15 protein-coding genes are annotated in these 15,074 nt (G+C 41.7%); 2 read left to right on the plus strand and 13 right to left on the minus strand.

What is annotated here, in order from left to right:
- Window positions 1–219: 219 nt before the first annotated feature.
- The gene (locus POV27_RS05925; protein WP_272861823.1) at window positions 220–1,290 is read left to right on the plus strand and encodes a sensor histidine kinase; all 1,071 of its coding nucleotides are present in this window, start codon (window positions 220–222) and stop codon (window positions 1,288–1,290) included.
- Window positions 1,290–2,018, plus strand: coding sequence for a LytR/AlgR family response regulator transcription factor (locus POV27_RS05930; RefSeq protein WP_272861824.1), 729 nt, complete (start codon window positions 1,290–1,292; stop codon window positions 2,016–2,018). Before POV27_RS05925 ends, POV27_RS05930 begins: the two co-directional genes overlap by 1 nt.
- Window positions 2,019–2,028: 10 nt before the next feature.
- Here POV27_RS05930 and speB read toward each other — a convergent pair whose 3' ends face one another.
- The 13 genes from speB to POV27_RS05995 all read right to left on the minus strand — a co-directional run bounded on the left by speB (window position 2,029) and on the right by POV27_RS05995 (window position 15,004).
- Complete coding sequence (gene speB, locus POV27_RS05935) at window positions 2,029–2,805, minus strand: agmatinase (protein WP_272861825.1); 777 nt, start codon at window positions 2,803–2,805, stop codon at window positions 2,029–2,031.
- Window positions 2,805–3,299 (minus strand): OmpH/Skp family outer membrane protein, encoded by a 495-nt coding sequence (locus POV27_RS05940; protein ID WP_272861826.1) that lies wholly within the window; start codon window positions 3,297–3,299, stop codon window positions 2,805–2,807. The genes speB and POV27_RS05940 overlap by 1 nt, the downstream gene beginning before the upstream one ends.
- 45 nt (window positions 3,300–3,344) lie before the next feature.
- Window positions 3,345–4,274, minus strand: a complete 930-nt coding sequence (locus tag POV27_RS05945; protein ID WP_272861827.1) for a sulfite exporter TauE/SafE family protein — start codon at window positions 4,272–4,274, stop codon at window positions 3,345–3,347.
- 396 nt (window positions 4,275–4,670) lie between these two features.
- Window positions 4,671–5,048 carry a LysM peptidoglycan-binding domain-containing protein gene (locus POV27_RS05950; protein ID WP_272861828.1) on the minus strand — a complete coding sequence of 126 codons (378 nt, stop codon included), beginning with the start codon at window positions 5,046–5,048 and terminating at the stop codon, window positions 4,671–4,673.
- 120 nt (window positions 5,049–5,168) lie between these two features.
- On the minus strand, window positions 5,169–6,236 hold the full coding sequence (locus POV27_RS05955; RefSeq protein WP_272861829.1) for a proline iminopeptidase-family hydrolase: 1,068 nt from the start codon (window positions 6,234–6,236) through the stop codon (window positions 5,169–5,171).
- Window positions 6,237–6,239: 3 nt separating this feature from the next.
- On the minus strand, window positions 6,240–7,010 hold the full coding sequence (locus POV27_RS05960) for a HEAT repeat domain-containing protein (protein WP_272861830.1): 771 nt from the start codon (window positions 7,008–7,010) through the stop codon (window positions 6,240–6,242).
- 2 nt (window positions 7,011–7,012) lie between these two features.
- A complete protein-coding gene (locus POV27_RS05965) occupies window positions 7,013–7,444 on the minus strand; it encodes a DUF3291 domain-containing protein (RefSeq protein WP_272861831.1) in 432 nt (143 codons plus the stop codon).
- Window positions 7,445–7,696: 252 nt separating this feature from the next.
- A complete protein-coding gene (locus POV27_RS05970) occupies window positions 7,697–8,269 on the minus strand; it encodes a YdeI/OmpD-associated family protein (protein ID WP_272861832.1) in 573 nt (190 codons plus the stop codon).
- Window positions 8,269–9,888: a M1 family metallopeptidase gene (locus tag POV27_RS05975; protein WP_272861833.1), complete on the minus strand. Its 1,620-nt coding sequence runs from the start codon at window positions 9,886–9,888 to the stop codon at window positions 8,269–8,271. The genes POV27_RS05970 and POV27_RS05975 overlap by 1 nt, the downstream gene beginning before the upstream one ends.
- 13 nt (window positions 9,889–9,901) lie before the next feature.
- On the minus strand, window positions 9,902–11,236 hold the full coding sequence (locus POV27_RS05980; protein WP_272861834.1) for a M28 family metallopeptidase: 1,335 nt from the start codon (window positions 11,234–11,236) through the stop codon (window positions 9,902–9,904).
- A gap of 44 nt (window positions 11,237–11,280) precedes the next feature.
- A complete protein-coding gene (locus POV27_RS05985) occupies window positions 11,281–11,727 on the minus strand; it encodes a hypothetical protein (RefSeq protein WP_272861835.1) in 447 nt (148 codons plus the stop codon).
- A gap of 1 nt (window position 11,728) precedes the next feature.
- Window positions 11,729–13,255 carry a nuclear transport factor 2 family protein gene (locus POV27_RS05990; RefSeq protein ID WP_272861836.1) on the minus strand — a complete coding sequence of 509 codons (1,527 nt, stop codon included), beginning with the start codon at window positions 13,253–13,255 and terminating at the stop codon, window positions 11,729–11,731.
- An 18-nt stretch (window positions 13,256–13,273) separates the two neighbouring features.
- Window positions 13,274–15,004 (minus strand): FG-GAP-like repeat-containing protein, encoded by a 1,731-nt coding sequence (locus POV27_RS05995; protein ID WP_272861837.1) that lies wholly within the window; start codon window positions 15,002–15,004, stop codon window positions 13,274–13,276.
- Window positions 15,005–15,074 lie beyond the last annotated feature (70 nt).

Here is a 15,074-nt window from a genome sequence, read left to right on the forward strand (position 1 = left end):
GAAAATCCTCTTAATAGGATGGAAGTAGTTTCCGCTGAGTGGTCCTATAGTCCGATGAAAATGCATGGACCATTCAGCCGCGCATAGGTCCATTCGTCGGAAATAGCTATTTAAGCTACTGTCATTCCCTTAGTTTTGAGTTCCATTTAAAATAGGGAAATAACCGCTCATAAGAAGATTTCTTGGGTTAGACCCAAATGGTTTTATACATTTATGGATATGTTGAAGGAATTTTTGAATCGTCGATTTTTTGGGATACGTGCTAGGGAAATCCTTATTACACTAGTTATTTATACTGTGTTTGCATTCCTATACCATGTTACCTTATGGGTAAATCGTATGGGCTATAAGGACCCGGACGATCATCTCTTCGATATGGAATATTTCGTATTGTGCAAGGGGATGCAGTATGTAATATTTTTTCTGCTAACCATTCCTCTCTGGTTTCTCAACTTTAGATGGTTAAAAAACTGGCCTTTACTATACAAATTGTTGTTGCACCTTGTTACCCTTCCCGTTTTTGTATTTGTTTCCCAACGCTTGTACTATGCGTATGCAGAAGCTATGGGCTATTGGCACTTGCAGGGGAGCGGACAGGTTTGGGATATTTATATTCCTGGATTGTTCTACTGTTTTCAATTTGGTCTTTTCCATGCTTATCAATACTTCACGGAAAATCAGAAGAAATTGAAATTGGAAGGTGAATTGCGAAATGCAGCCTTAAAGAGCGAGCTTTCGGCCATTAAGGCCCAGCTCAATCCACATTTTCTATACAATGTGTTCAACACCATCAATGCTTCTGTTCCTGCAGAGAATGAGAAGACCCGACATCTCATAGCGGAACTTTCAGATCTGTTTCGCTATCAGTTACAAGCTTCCCAAGAAGAAGTAGTTACCTTGGAGGAGGAACTAAATTTCGTTCAGAAATACCTGGCTTTAGAAAAAGAACGATTTGGAGATCGATTGCAAATTGAGTTGAATGTGGACAAGAATCTCTATTCTGAAAAAATACCCCCAATGATCCTACAACCTTTGGTGGAAAATTCGGTGAAACATGGACTATCCTCTTTAATTGATGGAGGCACCATTAGCATTACCATTTTTAAGGATGGGGATAAATTACGCTTCGAGATTGCCGATACGGGTGTGGGAGCCAAGGATAAGTCCAAACTTTTCGAAAAGGGGGTAGGGCTTACCAATACACGGATGCGCCTTCAGAAAATGTACAAAACCAATTTGGAGGTAATCGATAACCATCCGCAGGGACTTAAAATTAAATTCAGTATTTAATGCAGAAAGTGATTATCGTAGATGACGAGGCTTCCGGAAGGAAATTAATTACGCAATATTTGGAAGATTATCCAGAGCTCGTTGTCATTGCCCAAGCGAATAATGGAGTAGATGCCGTAAAGGAAATCAATAGGTTTAAACCCGATTTGGTGTTTTTGGATATTCAAATGCCTGGGCTTACTGGGTTCGAGGTATTGAATCATTTGGAAGAACTTCCCCAAATTATCTTTTCTACGGCCTACGACAAATATGCCCTAAAGGCGTTCGATGTACATGCGGTAGATTATTTACTGAAACCATACACCAAGGAACGTTTCAGTAAAGCAATTGAAAAACTGGATGTTACAGAGAATCAAAAAAGCATTGGGCCACTTGCGGCCGATTTAATGCTAAAAAGCTCTTCCTATCCCGAACGGATTTTGGTCTCCTTTCAGAAAAAGCTTATTACCATTGCTACTACCGATATTCTTTGGATTGAAGCATTTGGGGATTATTCTAAACTTCATACAACCGCCGAAACCTATGTGAGCAACTTTGGAATTTCCCAATTGGAGGAAAAACTGGATCCCAAATTGTTCTTACGGGTACATCGCTCTTCTATTATCAATATCAATGGGATTGAGCAATTGGATAAATATGCCAAATCCTATGATGTGACCCTAAAGAATGGAGATGTCGTACGTGTGAGTCGCGGATATATGGACGCCGTGAAGAAACTTATATTTTAGTCAACTACGTTTATAGCATTTTCCCCAACAATTCCTTCATCAGCTTAGCTGCCAAAAAAGCCGTCATATCCTGAAAATCTTTGGTAGGATTGTATTCCACAATATCGGCACCCACGATTTCCGCATCGATATTGTGAAGCATATTAATGACCTGTCTGGAAGTCAATCCGCCCGGTTCGTGGTGGGAGACGCCCGGGGCATATGCCGGATCGATTCCGTCGAGATCTATGGAAATGTACAGCGGATTTTCGAATTTGGAGATTTTTGAAAGGTCCAAATCCTTCATCTCGTGGATTTCCACGCCAAATTTTTCGGCCTGTTCCTGTTGATGAGGGGTCAATGCCCGAATACCTACTTGCACTAATCGTACGGCTAATTTATTTTCCATGATTCTTGCAAATGGACAGGCATGGGAATAGGGATCGCCTTCAAAATCATCATATAAATCCGAATGGGCATCGATCTGAAGGATATCCAACTTAGGATACTTTGTATGATAGGCTTTTATAATAGGGAAAGTAATGGAATGATCCCCACCAAGGGTAAGGACCTTAACGTCTTCGTTCAAGTGCTTTTTCGTGATGGTTTCAATGTCGAAATACTCGGATATTTCAAAATCACCTTTATCCTGAATATTGGGGTTATCTACAGAGATTCCATTTTCAGCAAAGTAATTATAGGAACCGCTGTGCAAAGCTTTCCGAATTAAAGGAGGTGCCAGACTAGGTCCTCTTTGATAGGATGATTTCTCATCGAACTGTATTCCTTGTATACTGATTTTGGACATTACTGAGTTGATTTTATGTATTGAATTAATTCGTTGCTGAAGTCGGTGCAGCTTTCACAATAAAGGACAACTTTTTCTGGATACAAATGATTGATATTGGTTTCTTCCTTAAAATTTTCCAGTGCTATGTATATTTTATTATTCACATAGATAGAATCTATAGTACGAATGCTGTCAATTTCCTGTAATGCTCTTTTTCTAAAAGTTTCGATTTTATTTTGCAATGCGTATACTTGCTTAATCCTTTTGTCTGTTTCCTTTGGCGTATTACAACCGGGCACATTTCTTTCTAAATCGAGTAAGAGCTTTCTTAATTTAGATTCAGCCGAATCCATTCGCTGTTCCAAAGCAATCTTCCTCTTTTGAGCCCAATGCGAAGATTCAAACACCAAATTGTGATCATAAAATCCATAGTGTTCTTGTGCAATACAGGTGAAAGTTCCGACAACGAGAAACAATAGTATATGCAGGCCCATGGTCTTCAAAGTATCCATATTACACCATGAAACTAGGCAGATAATTGAAAAAAGTAAACAATTTTAAGAAAAGAATAACTCAGGAATCGCTTTTACGATAAGTAAAACACCGGCTATTACCATTATGGCAATAAGCCATCGTCGAAAAGCCAATTTACTCATTCTAAACAATAGCCATTTACCGATAAGATTGCCTACGATAGCCCCCAATCCAAGGGCAGTGCCATAGGCCCAGAGTTTGGGCGACATCATCCCAAAGAAAACGTAACCACCTACCTGAGCCAGTCCTAAAAAGAAGGATTGAGCAGCCTTGGTCCCTACCAGATACTCTTTGTCGATTCCCGCATTGATTAAAAATGGGTTGAGAATAGGTCCCATGCCTCCCGTAAAGGTCCCGATGATAGAAATAAGAAACCCTAGCGGAATAAAATACCACAGTTTCACAGGGAAGGAACGGTCCTTTTTCCCAAATCGATACTGAAAGATGGTACTCACTAAGAACAGGCCTACCAACAATTGAACCCAATAGATTTCCACTTCCGAAAAGAGCCAAGCAGCGAGCACAGCCCCGGTCATAGCGGCAGGAACAAAATACCAAAAGACCTTCCAGACGATGTATTTCCAAAAGATAAGGATACGCGTTGGGCGGCTAATGAAAGCTCCAAGATTGATGACTGGTGCCGTTTGTGAAGCTCCGATAAGAAAGTTCAATACAGGGATTTGCATCATGGCCCCGCCACCCCCGCTAATGGTAGATAGGGTAAAAGTACAGGCTCCTAAAAGAAACAATAGGAAAAAATAAAGAAAAGGTATTTCGGTGAACGTTTCCAATACTGGAGTAAAGATAATTGTTTTCAGTTGGCAGTAGCAGTTTTCAGTTGGCAGTAACAGTGTGCAGTTGATGGGTTGTGGGTTCTTTGGACTCCGAGCGGGACGACCAGAGGGAGGGTTGTATAGAGGAGTCGGTTTGTTGGTTCCTAGTTCAAGATTCAAAGTTGAGGAACTGGACGCCGAGTTTTTCGAGTGAAATGAGAAATGTATCGAGGTGTCATTTTTTAGTTGAGGCGTTTAACTGTTTAGTTGTTGAATCGACCTTTCTTTTTCGGTTTTCAGTTGCCAGTCGCAGTTTGCAGTTTTACATTTTCAATGTACAGTTCTAGTTGGGCGTATTCTGGACACCGAGTGTTTCGAGTGAAATGAGAAATGTATCGAGGTGTCATTTTTTGATTTAGCCGTTTAATCGAATAAACAACTAAACAATTCAACATTTAACACCCAACACTTAGAACTTAGCACCCAACACTTAAAATTTAAAACTTGGAACTTGTTCCCTAAAAACAAAAACCCCCGCACAATGGCGAGGGCAACTCTTAAATATGTTGTAGCGAATTAAAGATTCGGGATCGTTAATTCCTGTCCTGGATGAATCATGTCTGGATTGTCCAAGATGTGTCTGTTGGCTTCAAAGATAGCAGTGTACTTCATAGGATCTTTGTAGTAGTGCTTTGCAATTTTGCTCAAAGACTCTCCACTAGCCACAGTATGACGCGCATAATGAGAAGCATCGGCTACTTTAATGTCTGCTACGATATCCGCTGGGCTTTCTCCACCAGCTGCTTTAATGGCATCCCATAAAAGATTCTTTTCGTATTGATTGGCAGCAGTACCACTAATGTGAAGTACCCCGTTTTCTTCTTTTACATCTCCGTCTTGGATCTTAAGTTGCTCCCCTAGATCCAAAACACCTTGATATTTTGCTTTTACCATGTTGTCGGTTTTTAAATAATTATAATGTTAAATTTACAAATTTCAATCAAAATGCATTCCCATTTTACGCTTTAATAAATTGTAAAGATTGGTTTTCGCCAACCCGCAGGGTTTTACCGTTTATTGCGTACTGGGAAACCTTCCTTCCGCTACATCTTTTATGAACGTAATAAGCCCAGGGAAGAAGTGTTCCTGATCGTCATATTGCGACAAGTGACTTCCGTTGGGGCAATGCAGATAACGTCCATTTTGTACCTCATTGGCCACCCATTCCATTTGCTTGGGATCCATGGTGTCGTATTGGGCGCCGATGGATAGGGTAGGGGTCGAAATTTCCTTTAAGCGATCCTTTACATCCCAGTATTTTAAGGTGGCATCTCCTTTTACCCCGAATTCACTAGGCCCTTGCATAGTGACATAGACATCGGGATTTAGATGGTTAAACCCTCGATTGATGGAATTGGGCCATTCTTCTACGGGCATTCGGATAACGTGTTTTGGGTAGTAGTGTTCTACAATAAGCCCCAAATATTCTTCATTGCCATAATCTTCTGCCTCTTCATATTTCATAATGGTCGCCAATACCTCTTCGGGAAGCTGGGGTGCCAACACCTCTTCGTTGTATTTCATATAATCGGGGATAGAGGGTACCATATTGGAAATGATAAGTCCTTTCAGGTTCTTCTGATATTTCAACGCATATTCCATTGCCAGAATACCGCCCCACGACTGCCCAAAAAGATAGAAATTGTCCGAGGTAAGCCCCAAGGCTTTTCGAACCTGTTCCACCTCTTCCACAAAACGGGAAGTCTCCCAAAGGCTGAGGTCTTTCGGCTGATCGCTATAGTAACTTCCCAACTGATCATAGTAGTAATACTCAATGCCTTCCTGTGGGAAAAAGCCATCAAAACTCTCATAGATTTCATGGGTCATGCCGGGACCTCCATGAAGCAACAATACTTTTATTTTCGGGTTGTTCCCTACACGTTTGGTCCAGACCTTGAAATTCCCTTTTGGAGTCTCTATGGGAATCATTTTTATTCCACCGCTAAACTGATCGTCACGTCCCTCGAAGGACCAATAATCGACCGTTTCTTGGGTTTGGGTTTCTTTTTCTGAAGTTTCCGTACTCGTATTACAGGACATACCCATGGCAACCACTACCATGAGGGAGAAGATAAGTCTCATAATCTATGTGTTTTTGAAGTTTTCCGATAGGTAAGTTACAACTTCCTCCTGAGATAGGGCAGAAAACTTTTCATAGCGCTTGGGGCTATGCACATCGATAATCTCATCTATTGCGTCTTTAACAAGGGCCTCGTTTTCCCAATCATTCAAAGCTGAAACCACTTTCGGAAGGCATCCTTTCTTGTAGCTAATTTGCCCAATAACATGTACCAAGGTATCCCGAACCCTTCGTGTTTCATCGTGCTGAAGGGTTTCCAAAAGGGGAAGTATGTCTTCGGGATGGGTACGTCCCCGAAGTTCGATACCGTGGCAGATTTCCCTGCGTACTTCTTTATCTGGATGATGTAAATATCCTTTCGCCCATGAAAGCGTAGGTTTAGGATTCTTTTGCCCCATTTTCTTTAGGGAACCGATCACGGCATTTCGAACGCGATGGTGAGCATCGAACAAGGCTTCATCGAAAAAATGGACGACCTTCTCAAACTGAAACGTGCCAATTTCACCAGCAGCATTAATCACGGTTTGGCGTATAAACTCACTTTCGTTGTTTTTAAGTTGAGTAAGGCATTGCAGTACATGAGTCCGCAAACTGGCTTGCTGATTGTAAATACGACCCATGCCCAAATAAGCAGCTTTGCGAATGTAGGTGTCCTCATAGTTAAAGTATTCCAGCATAGGGGTGTTTTCTCCCGATTGGAGCGCTTGCTGCATTTCATACTGAATGTCGGCTACCTTTTTAGCTCGTTCTTCTTTGGTTAGGTCATAAAATCCCACGGCTAGTAATCGCTTTTAAAAGTAAAGGCGTATTTGCTTTCTCCATGCTCCCAAAGATGTTCCAGTCGCTCTTTTCCCTCGGTTATGGTAGGGATATGTCCGTCATCCACGTACCAAAGCACCATGTGTATTTTGGCCATTTTGGAAAACCATTCCCTTTTCCTTTTGAAGATTTCAACATGTCCAGATTGGTAAACAAATTCGAAAAGGCTTTGTTTGTCTTCCCAAACGCTCATGTTTACGATCATGGATTCATTTTCATATGCCTGAATGTCATAGGCATGATCTGCATCATCGCTCTTCAACCGCCATATAAAGCCTTTGTGATCATCGGCAAGGGCATTGAGGCGATCTATGTTGTTTACAAAATCGGCCATGACAGGGCTATCCATAGGGGCCAGCGCTTCGGCTATATTGAATTGAGCTAAGGGCATTGAATGAATTTTTCAGAAAGATACTTAAAGGAGAAAAACTAGGGAAATAAAAAAAGGCACCTCAATTAGAGCAGTTCTGGTTGACGCAAACCTTACATTTCCGTCTGGGGAGATGACCAAAACCATAATCTTGGTGCCGATACTGTATAGTCGCTAAACTAATTTTCGTAAAGTTGAACCCAAATATAAACGAAACGAATCGAAACTAAAAATTACAGCTATTTATTTAACCATAATTCCTTTTAAATTAAGCTACATTCTCGATTTTATATTGGCTTTGCAAAGCCGAATAATCTCAGAAATCCGCTTTTGTCGGGTTTCTTCCCGCTTCGCACCATAAAGCCAGCTTAGATAGCTTTTTCTATACCCAAAAGCGAAGTTTTGATAGTTTTCAAAAGCCTGAGGGGATGCATCGAAGGCCTTTCGTAAATCTTCTGGAATCACTCCGTTTTCTACATCGTCCATGGCGCTCCAAGTACCGGTTTCCTTGGCCAATTCTATCATTTTCCATCCACTTTCGTGAATAAGTCCTTCCATTTCAAGGATTTCGATGTAGGATTTATTTAGCTTGCTCCATGTGCTCTTAGGGTTACGCGGACAGAAGTATTGCCTTCGTTTTCCGCCTCCCAAACTCTTTACGGTACTATCTATCCAACCAAAACACAAGGCGACCTTAACGGCTTCTTCCCACCGCATGGTAGGGATGCCCGTTTCCAGTTTATAGAAAATAAGGTATATCCCCTTAGGATAGCGGTCGTGGTTGAGCAATAGCCACTCATGCCATTCTACATCCCTGGGAAAATACAGTTCGGGTCTTTCTTCCATTATGGGTTTATTCGTGCAGCATCTACGTAAAAGTCGATCTTAATGGAAGCTTCTTTAATAGTCGATCCAAATTCTTTAGTATTCCATTCGGCTTTGGGATACATCCATTCTTCCTTTCCATTTATCAGCATGATCACTGGCATATCGAACTTGTCAATGATGTTTGTGTAGCGATATTTGAGGTTTTTACCGTCTATTTCATATTCTACCTTCGGAACCATGGTAGTTCTTAGATACTGCTCCCAGAATTCGGTGAGGTCAATGCCTGTTTCCTTGCTTAGGAATGCTTCCACTTCTTTAGAGGAAACTGTTTTATGATAGAACACCTCATTCATTTTTCTGAGGATATTCCGCCATTTCTTATCGTCTTCCAAAAGTTGTCTTAATGTATGCAGGATATTGGCGCCTTTATAATACATGTCACCACTACCTTCATTTCTCACCCCGTAGGTACCTATAAGGGGTCGATCATTCTGAATACCCCTACGGGTCCCCGTCACATATTCACTGGAAGCTACTGGCCCGAAATGATAATCTAAATAGAGATTCTCACTATAGGCTGTAAAGCCCTCGTGTATCCACATATCGGCGACATCCTTATTGGTAATATTGTTAGCAAACCACTCGTGACCTGCCTCGTGAATGATGATAAAATCGAAGCGCAGGCCCCAGCCACTTCCGCTAAGGTCACTACCTAAATATCCATTCTCATATTTGTTTCCGTAGGTAACACTACTTTGGTGCTCCATACCCAAGTAAGGTACTTCTACCAGCTTAAAGCTATCTTCGTAAAAAGGGTAGGGGCCAAACCAGTATTCGAACGCATTCATCATCATAGGAACTTGTTCGAATTGAACCTCAGCCTTCTCTAAGTTTTCACGCAATACCCAATAATCTAGATCCAGCATGCCTTTTATGCCTTCGTGCTTTTCCGAAAAGTTCACATAATCCCCAATATTCACATTCACGCCGTAATTATTGATAGGGTTTACTACCTTCCAATGCCAAGTCTTGGTTGTTCCATGATCGTCGGTTTTTTGAAGCCTTCCGTTGCCTACTGCAACCAAATGTGATGGTGCTGTAATGGCTAGATCCAAGCCTTTGTCGGGTTCATCTTCTGGATGATCCTTATTGGGCCACCAAATGCTAGCTCCAATACCCTGATTGGCAGTAGCAATAAAATCATTGCCCGCGCTATCCTTGTCCCAGGTAAATCCACCATCCCAAGGAGCACGTACAGCAACTTTTGGAGCGCCGGAAAAGTGAAGGGTAATTTTATTTACTTGTCCTTCTTTTTGCTTTTTTAGTTTGATATAATGAACGGCTCCTTCCTTCTTTATAGATAGTTCCTTTCCGTTTTGCACGGCTTTATCAATTTTCATAGGGTTTTGGAGTTCTATCTGCATCACTCTCTTGCTTTCCAAAACCGTATAGGTAATGGTATTGGTGCCTTTTATAGATTTTGTGGAAGGAAATACCTCCACGGAAAGATCGTAATGCTGAAGGTCCCACCAGGCCCTTTCTGGGGTGATGGAGCCCATAAGGCGATCCTGTTCGCTAAAGGTTTGCGCTCCTGCAGTAATTGTGAGCAATAAAACCCATAATCGTATCAATTTCATAAATCGGTTTAAATTAATTCCTAAAAGTACCTTCTGGGAAAGCCACCACACTTTCGTGGCCATCTTTACCCACAGCGGCAACTCCGAAAAGGTAATTATCAATAACAATGCCTTCCAAGGTATAGGCTAAGACATCGCCTACAAATCTACTGTAATCCCAAGTAGGGGAGGTGGTGTCCCTCCAGTAAATTTTATATCCCACGGTACCTTCAACCTTATCCCATTTTAACTTGGTCGAAGGTTCTACAATGCCACCAATCTTTACGTTATTTGGAGCGGGTGGGGCAGATGCCAGACTCGCCATAGTTATCGCATTAACCCCAGTAAGTTTAGCTGCATAGTCGAAGTTGACAAATTTCAGTTTATCACCGTATTCTATTCCATTTTCATTACGGATGTCTTGATGCTGCTGCGTATAGTTTTCGTGTGCTTCCATGATTCGAATACCCGGAAAGCCCACATCGCAGAACGGGCGATGATGTCCGCCTCGTCCGAAACGATCCAAGCGATAAACAAGCATAGGATTCATTTCTGGCATATAAGTTTGAGTAGTTTTATGGACATAGCGTGCCAACTGACGCGAAATACCATCTACTTCGCCACCGGTATATCGTCTTCGTTTTCTGCTGTCTTCGGACTCTGTAGGAGGAACGGGTTCACTAAAAATTCGGAAATCACGATTGCTAATCACCCCATCTACTCCAGTAATGTTTCCGATCATATCATTATTGAGTACTCCAATAATCTCCCATCCATTTTCCTTAGCGTAATTGGCAAATCCCTTTCCGCCAAAAAGCCCCTGCTCCTCACCACTCAATCCCAAATAAACAATGCTGCTTTCGAAAGAATACTTACTCAATATACGGGCTGCTTCTATAGCTCCGGCCATTCCACTGGCATTGTCGTTAGCTCCAGGGGAGTCATCGGTATAATTATTGGGATCGCTTACGCGGGAGTCGATATCCCCGCTCATAATGATATATCGATTGGGGTATTTGGTGCCTTTTTGAACGGCGGCTACATTCACCACCCAAACGTCTTTGGTAATCCTTCCATTGGTACCTTCCTTTACCAAGTCCTTTTGGTAGAATACGTCCAAGCATCCATTGCATTCTTGGGAGACCTTATCGAATTCTGCCTTGATCCAGCGTCGTGCGGCTCCAATTCCTCGTGTGTCCGACACCGTATCGCTTAAGGTATGGCGCGTTCCGAAATTGGCTAAGGTGGCAATGTCCTTTTCTAGGCGATCTGCAGAAACCCCGGCAATGATATCGTACATCTTAGGGTCTGTCTGTGCATTCAGTAAAAACGCATTCAGAATAAATAAGAGGAGTAGATTTTTTTTCATGGCTTATGTAATTCACTAAAATTAGTAAAAATTATAGCGCCAAATTATTGCCTCGTTAAAACAATAAGCTCTTGAGAATTTATGGGAGCGTTGACTCCATTATAGCGGAGGGAATCTAAGTTGTAAGAGATGCAGCAGGTTTGTTCGGTAACAGTGAAGTTAACGGTTAATGTATCCACTTCCGTTTCATCCAATTCCAAGAAATAGGTAGTTCCTGTTTCGATTTCCGGATAGCGGATATGTAATACATCGTTCTGTTGCTGAAAGGTCTTTACATATAGGGTAGTGGTGGGGGTATAAAATTTGAAGGAATCCCCCACGAAAACGGAATTTATGAGCGGGTTGCCGTCTGTGTCCTGAATGTTGATTAAAAACGAATTTGGAGGACATGTAACCGTAGTACAATTGGGAGATCTGTCTTCCTCCCCTTCACAGCTAAGAAGCAACAAGAAGGATACGAATACAAAGAAGGTATAGGAAATGAGCCTCATGTTATTGTATAAACGTCACTTTGGAGATCAATCCATTTTCTACTTCATAAATGGCTATGGCGGAGTAGTTCTTTCCATTAATGGTCAAAAACTCTTCATCGATTACCTTGTTACCAACGACAATTCTGTTTTTAATCGTGCAGTTAAGGTCGGGCGTTGCTTCAAAAAAGGATGCGTAGTTTGTCTTCATGGAAGCTTGTCCTTCGGACATAAATCGATGAGGAAAGGAATAGAGCTTAATATCGTCTGCATAGGTGGCCATGAATTCATCAATGTTCCTAGCATTATAGGCTTCTAGCTGTTTGTCTACGATGATCGTGGGGTCTTTGGAGGTTTTTTTATTGTGAATAAAGGTCATGGACTGAATACTCCCTAGTCCTGTCTCGTATATAGTGGCTTGATGAAAAGTGTCATTGTTTACGGTGCCAGTTTCTTCGTCTACTACGACATTCTTGTAGGCGATCCTGTTTTCTACTTTGACCGTTAAATTGGAATTGTTCTTCATGAAGCGTTCATAACCCGCACGCATTTCCGCTCTTCCCATAGAAGTGGTGTCTGCGGGAAAATTACGCACTACTACATTCTCTGAAAAGGCGTTGGCAAAATCATCCAATCGTCCTTCGTTGTAAGGTGCTATATGGGCTTGTACGATTTCTGAAGGTGAAAGTGCCTCGGCTACTATGGCCAATCGCTTGCGATCCGGACTAACGGCCATACGTGTAATGTTCTCTATTTTGTAGGCCGAAAGATCTGCGAACAATTGCCATTCGCCGTCTCCGAATAAATCGTATAGATACAATTTATTACCACTACCAATCAACATTTTAGAACCATCTAACCAAACATGATCCTGAATGCCTATGGGTAATTGTGCCACGAAAAAGCTTTCCTTTGTTTTTGTATCTAACTGATACACATCCCAATTGCCTTCCTCGTTAACGGCGGTGTAACTCATGGCATCTGTAGCGGGAACTTTATGAATGGAGCGACCCGATCGATCTAACAGGGTATCACTCTTTTGGGAGGCAATATCGCTGATGACCAAGTCCAATTGATTTCCAGACAAAACGGAGCTCAATAAAGTGTTCTCATCGTAGTGCGCATAATAAGCTACCCTAAGGTCCTTGATGTATGCTACAGGTGCTTCTCCCGAACGATAGCGGTAGAGTCGTTGTTTCCCATCGGGATCCAAACGAACCGCGGTGAAGTCTTGAGTCGAACCTATTCTTTGCGGGGAATATTCGCCTCCGGGAGTTCCTTCGAACAACCATTGCGTTGACCAGAAGGCAGGATCGAATACTGCTATATCTGTCTGTTCATTTTGGGTTTTGGCGTAGAGAAGAAGGCCATCTTGGGTAAATGAAGGTTGATTGTCATACCCTTCATTGTAAGAGATATTCTGAAAATTGGAGACTTTGAATTCTCGATCTTCCGTAAAAGAAAGATCCGCTAAAAACACTTCCGTATTCGTTTGACTTATCGCGACAAGCGTGCTAAGACAGCAGAAAATGGAAAAAAGGTGTTTCAACGGATCTCTAAACGGTTTTTATTTTCGCTTCTTACGAATAATTTTTCTTCTTTTCTTTTTGCGTAGTCCATCTTCTTCAACTTCCAAGATATAGAAGCCTTCGGATAATACAACATCCCCAAGTCTTACCATAGTCGTTCCTGAAGCGGAAGTCAAGAAATTTACGTTGTGAATAACCCTTCCTTGAAGATCATAAATAACGATTCTACCACTGGTTCCTCCAGGGAGTCCTTGAATAGAAATAGCATCTTTAAAAGGATTAGGGTAGATGATGAGCTCGTCATTCTCATGATCTACATTATTAAGGATAGGCTCATTTTCATATAGGATGACTACATCTTCCAACTCATCTATTAAGGTGATGTCCATAGCACCGTCATTGTTTCTATCATGTAAAATAGCGCAAGAACCTGCCTGAACAGCATCATATGTAATAGGGTTGGCAAAAGTACCACCCCCTACGTTTTCATATAAGGTGAAATCACCTGACGAGAAATTGCTCGCAATGAAATCTAAATCTTGGTCTCCATCAATATCTCCAACATCTATGGCCAAAGAAAAGCTTCCAACACTGTATTCGTTATTTAAGGAAAGGTTTCCAGCACCGTCTCCCAAAAGGATACTTACTTCTCCTGAAGAAGAGTTGACCGACACAACATCAATATTTCCATCATTATCCATATCTCCGGCTGCTAACATCCAAGGAGATCCAGAAATGGAAACCGTATCTGTTTCGGTGAAATTCCCCTGCCCGTCATTTAACAAGGTAAGGACATTGCTACTATTAAATCCTCCAATCACTAAGTCTTGGATTCCGTCATTGTTTAGATCTACAGCTACTATAGAAGTTTCTCCTGCGATACTCGCATTTGTCGTGATAGGAGCATTGAAGCTTCCAGTACCATCGTTTATAAGAATGGAGTAGGTACTAGCAGTTCTGTTGGCAGTTGCCAAATCATCCCATCCGTCTCCATTTACATCGATTACTGCAACACCACGCACTCCATTGTCTGCCGAATACCCTAATTCCGGATCGAAAATGGTTGCATTATCACCCATAAACACACTTACATTATTGTTCTGAATGCTTCCAATAGCAATATCGATCATACCATCATGATCAAAATCGGCTCCTTCGTTAGTACTTGGTTTACTAGCATTGGGCATATCGAATACGGTGAAATCATCGTAGCCACCCGATCCATTGTTCAAGAAAACACGGATATCTTCGGAGTCTTCGTTAATAACCACCAAATCCGAATATTCGTCGTGGTTTACATCGCCTGCATAGGCACCATAACACTGAATAAAGGTCTCTCCTGCTTCCCTAGCTGAAAACTGATCTACCAACGTTTGATTCAAAGTCCCCGTAAGGGTCTTGATCCAATAATTGTAGGCATATCCATTTTCTAAGGCATCACCACTGTCATTTTCTATGGCCGTGGTAAGACGAACAGTTATCCATTCCCCGTAAAAGAAATTACGTTGAGGGGTAAAAGTAACTTCGGTATTACCTGCATCTAAGCTAATGGATCCATCCATAGGTCCGGACCAACGTCCAAATACCATAAAAGAATCTGCAGTTACCGTTGCAGGGTTCAAAGCTTGATCGAAAGAAATCGTAATGGGAGCCCCTGGTTCTGAGGCCATTGATTGTCTATTTGGGGTTGTATTTTGCACAACGGGTGATTGGGCAAAACCTAAAGAAGCTAACAGACAGAGGGTTAGGGTGCTAGTAAAAAACTTCATAGGGATAATTTTTTCAGCAATTTACAAAAAAAAGTGGTTAAAAGTGCATTTAAGAATGAGCTCTAAACCC

This window comes from Aureisphaera galaxeae (assembly GCF_028561275.1).
Taxonomy (GTDB): Bacteria; Bacteroidota; Bacteroidia; order Flavobacteriales; family Flavobacteriaceae; genus Aureisphaera; species Aureisphaera galaxeae.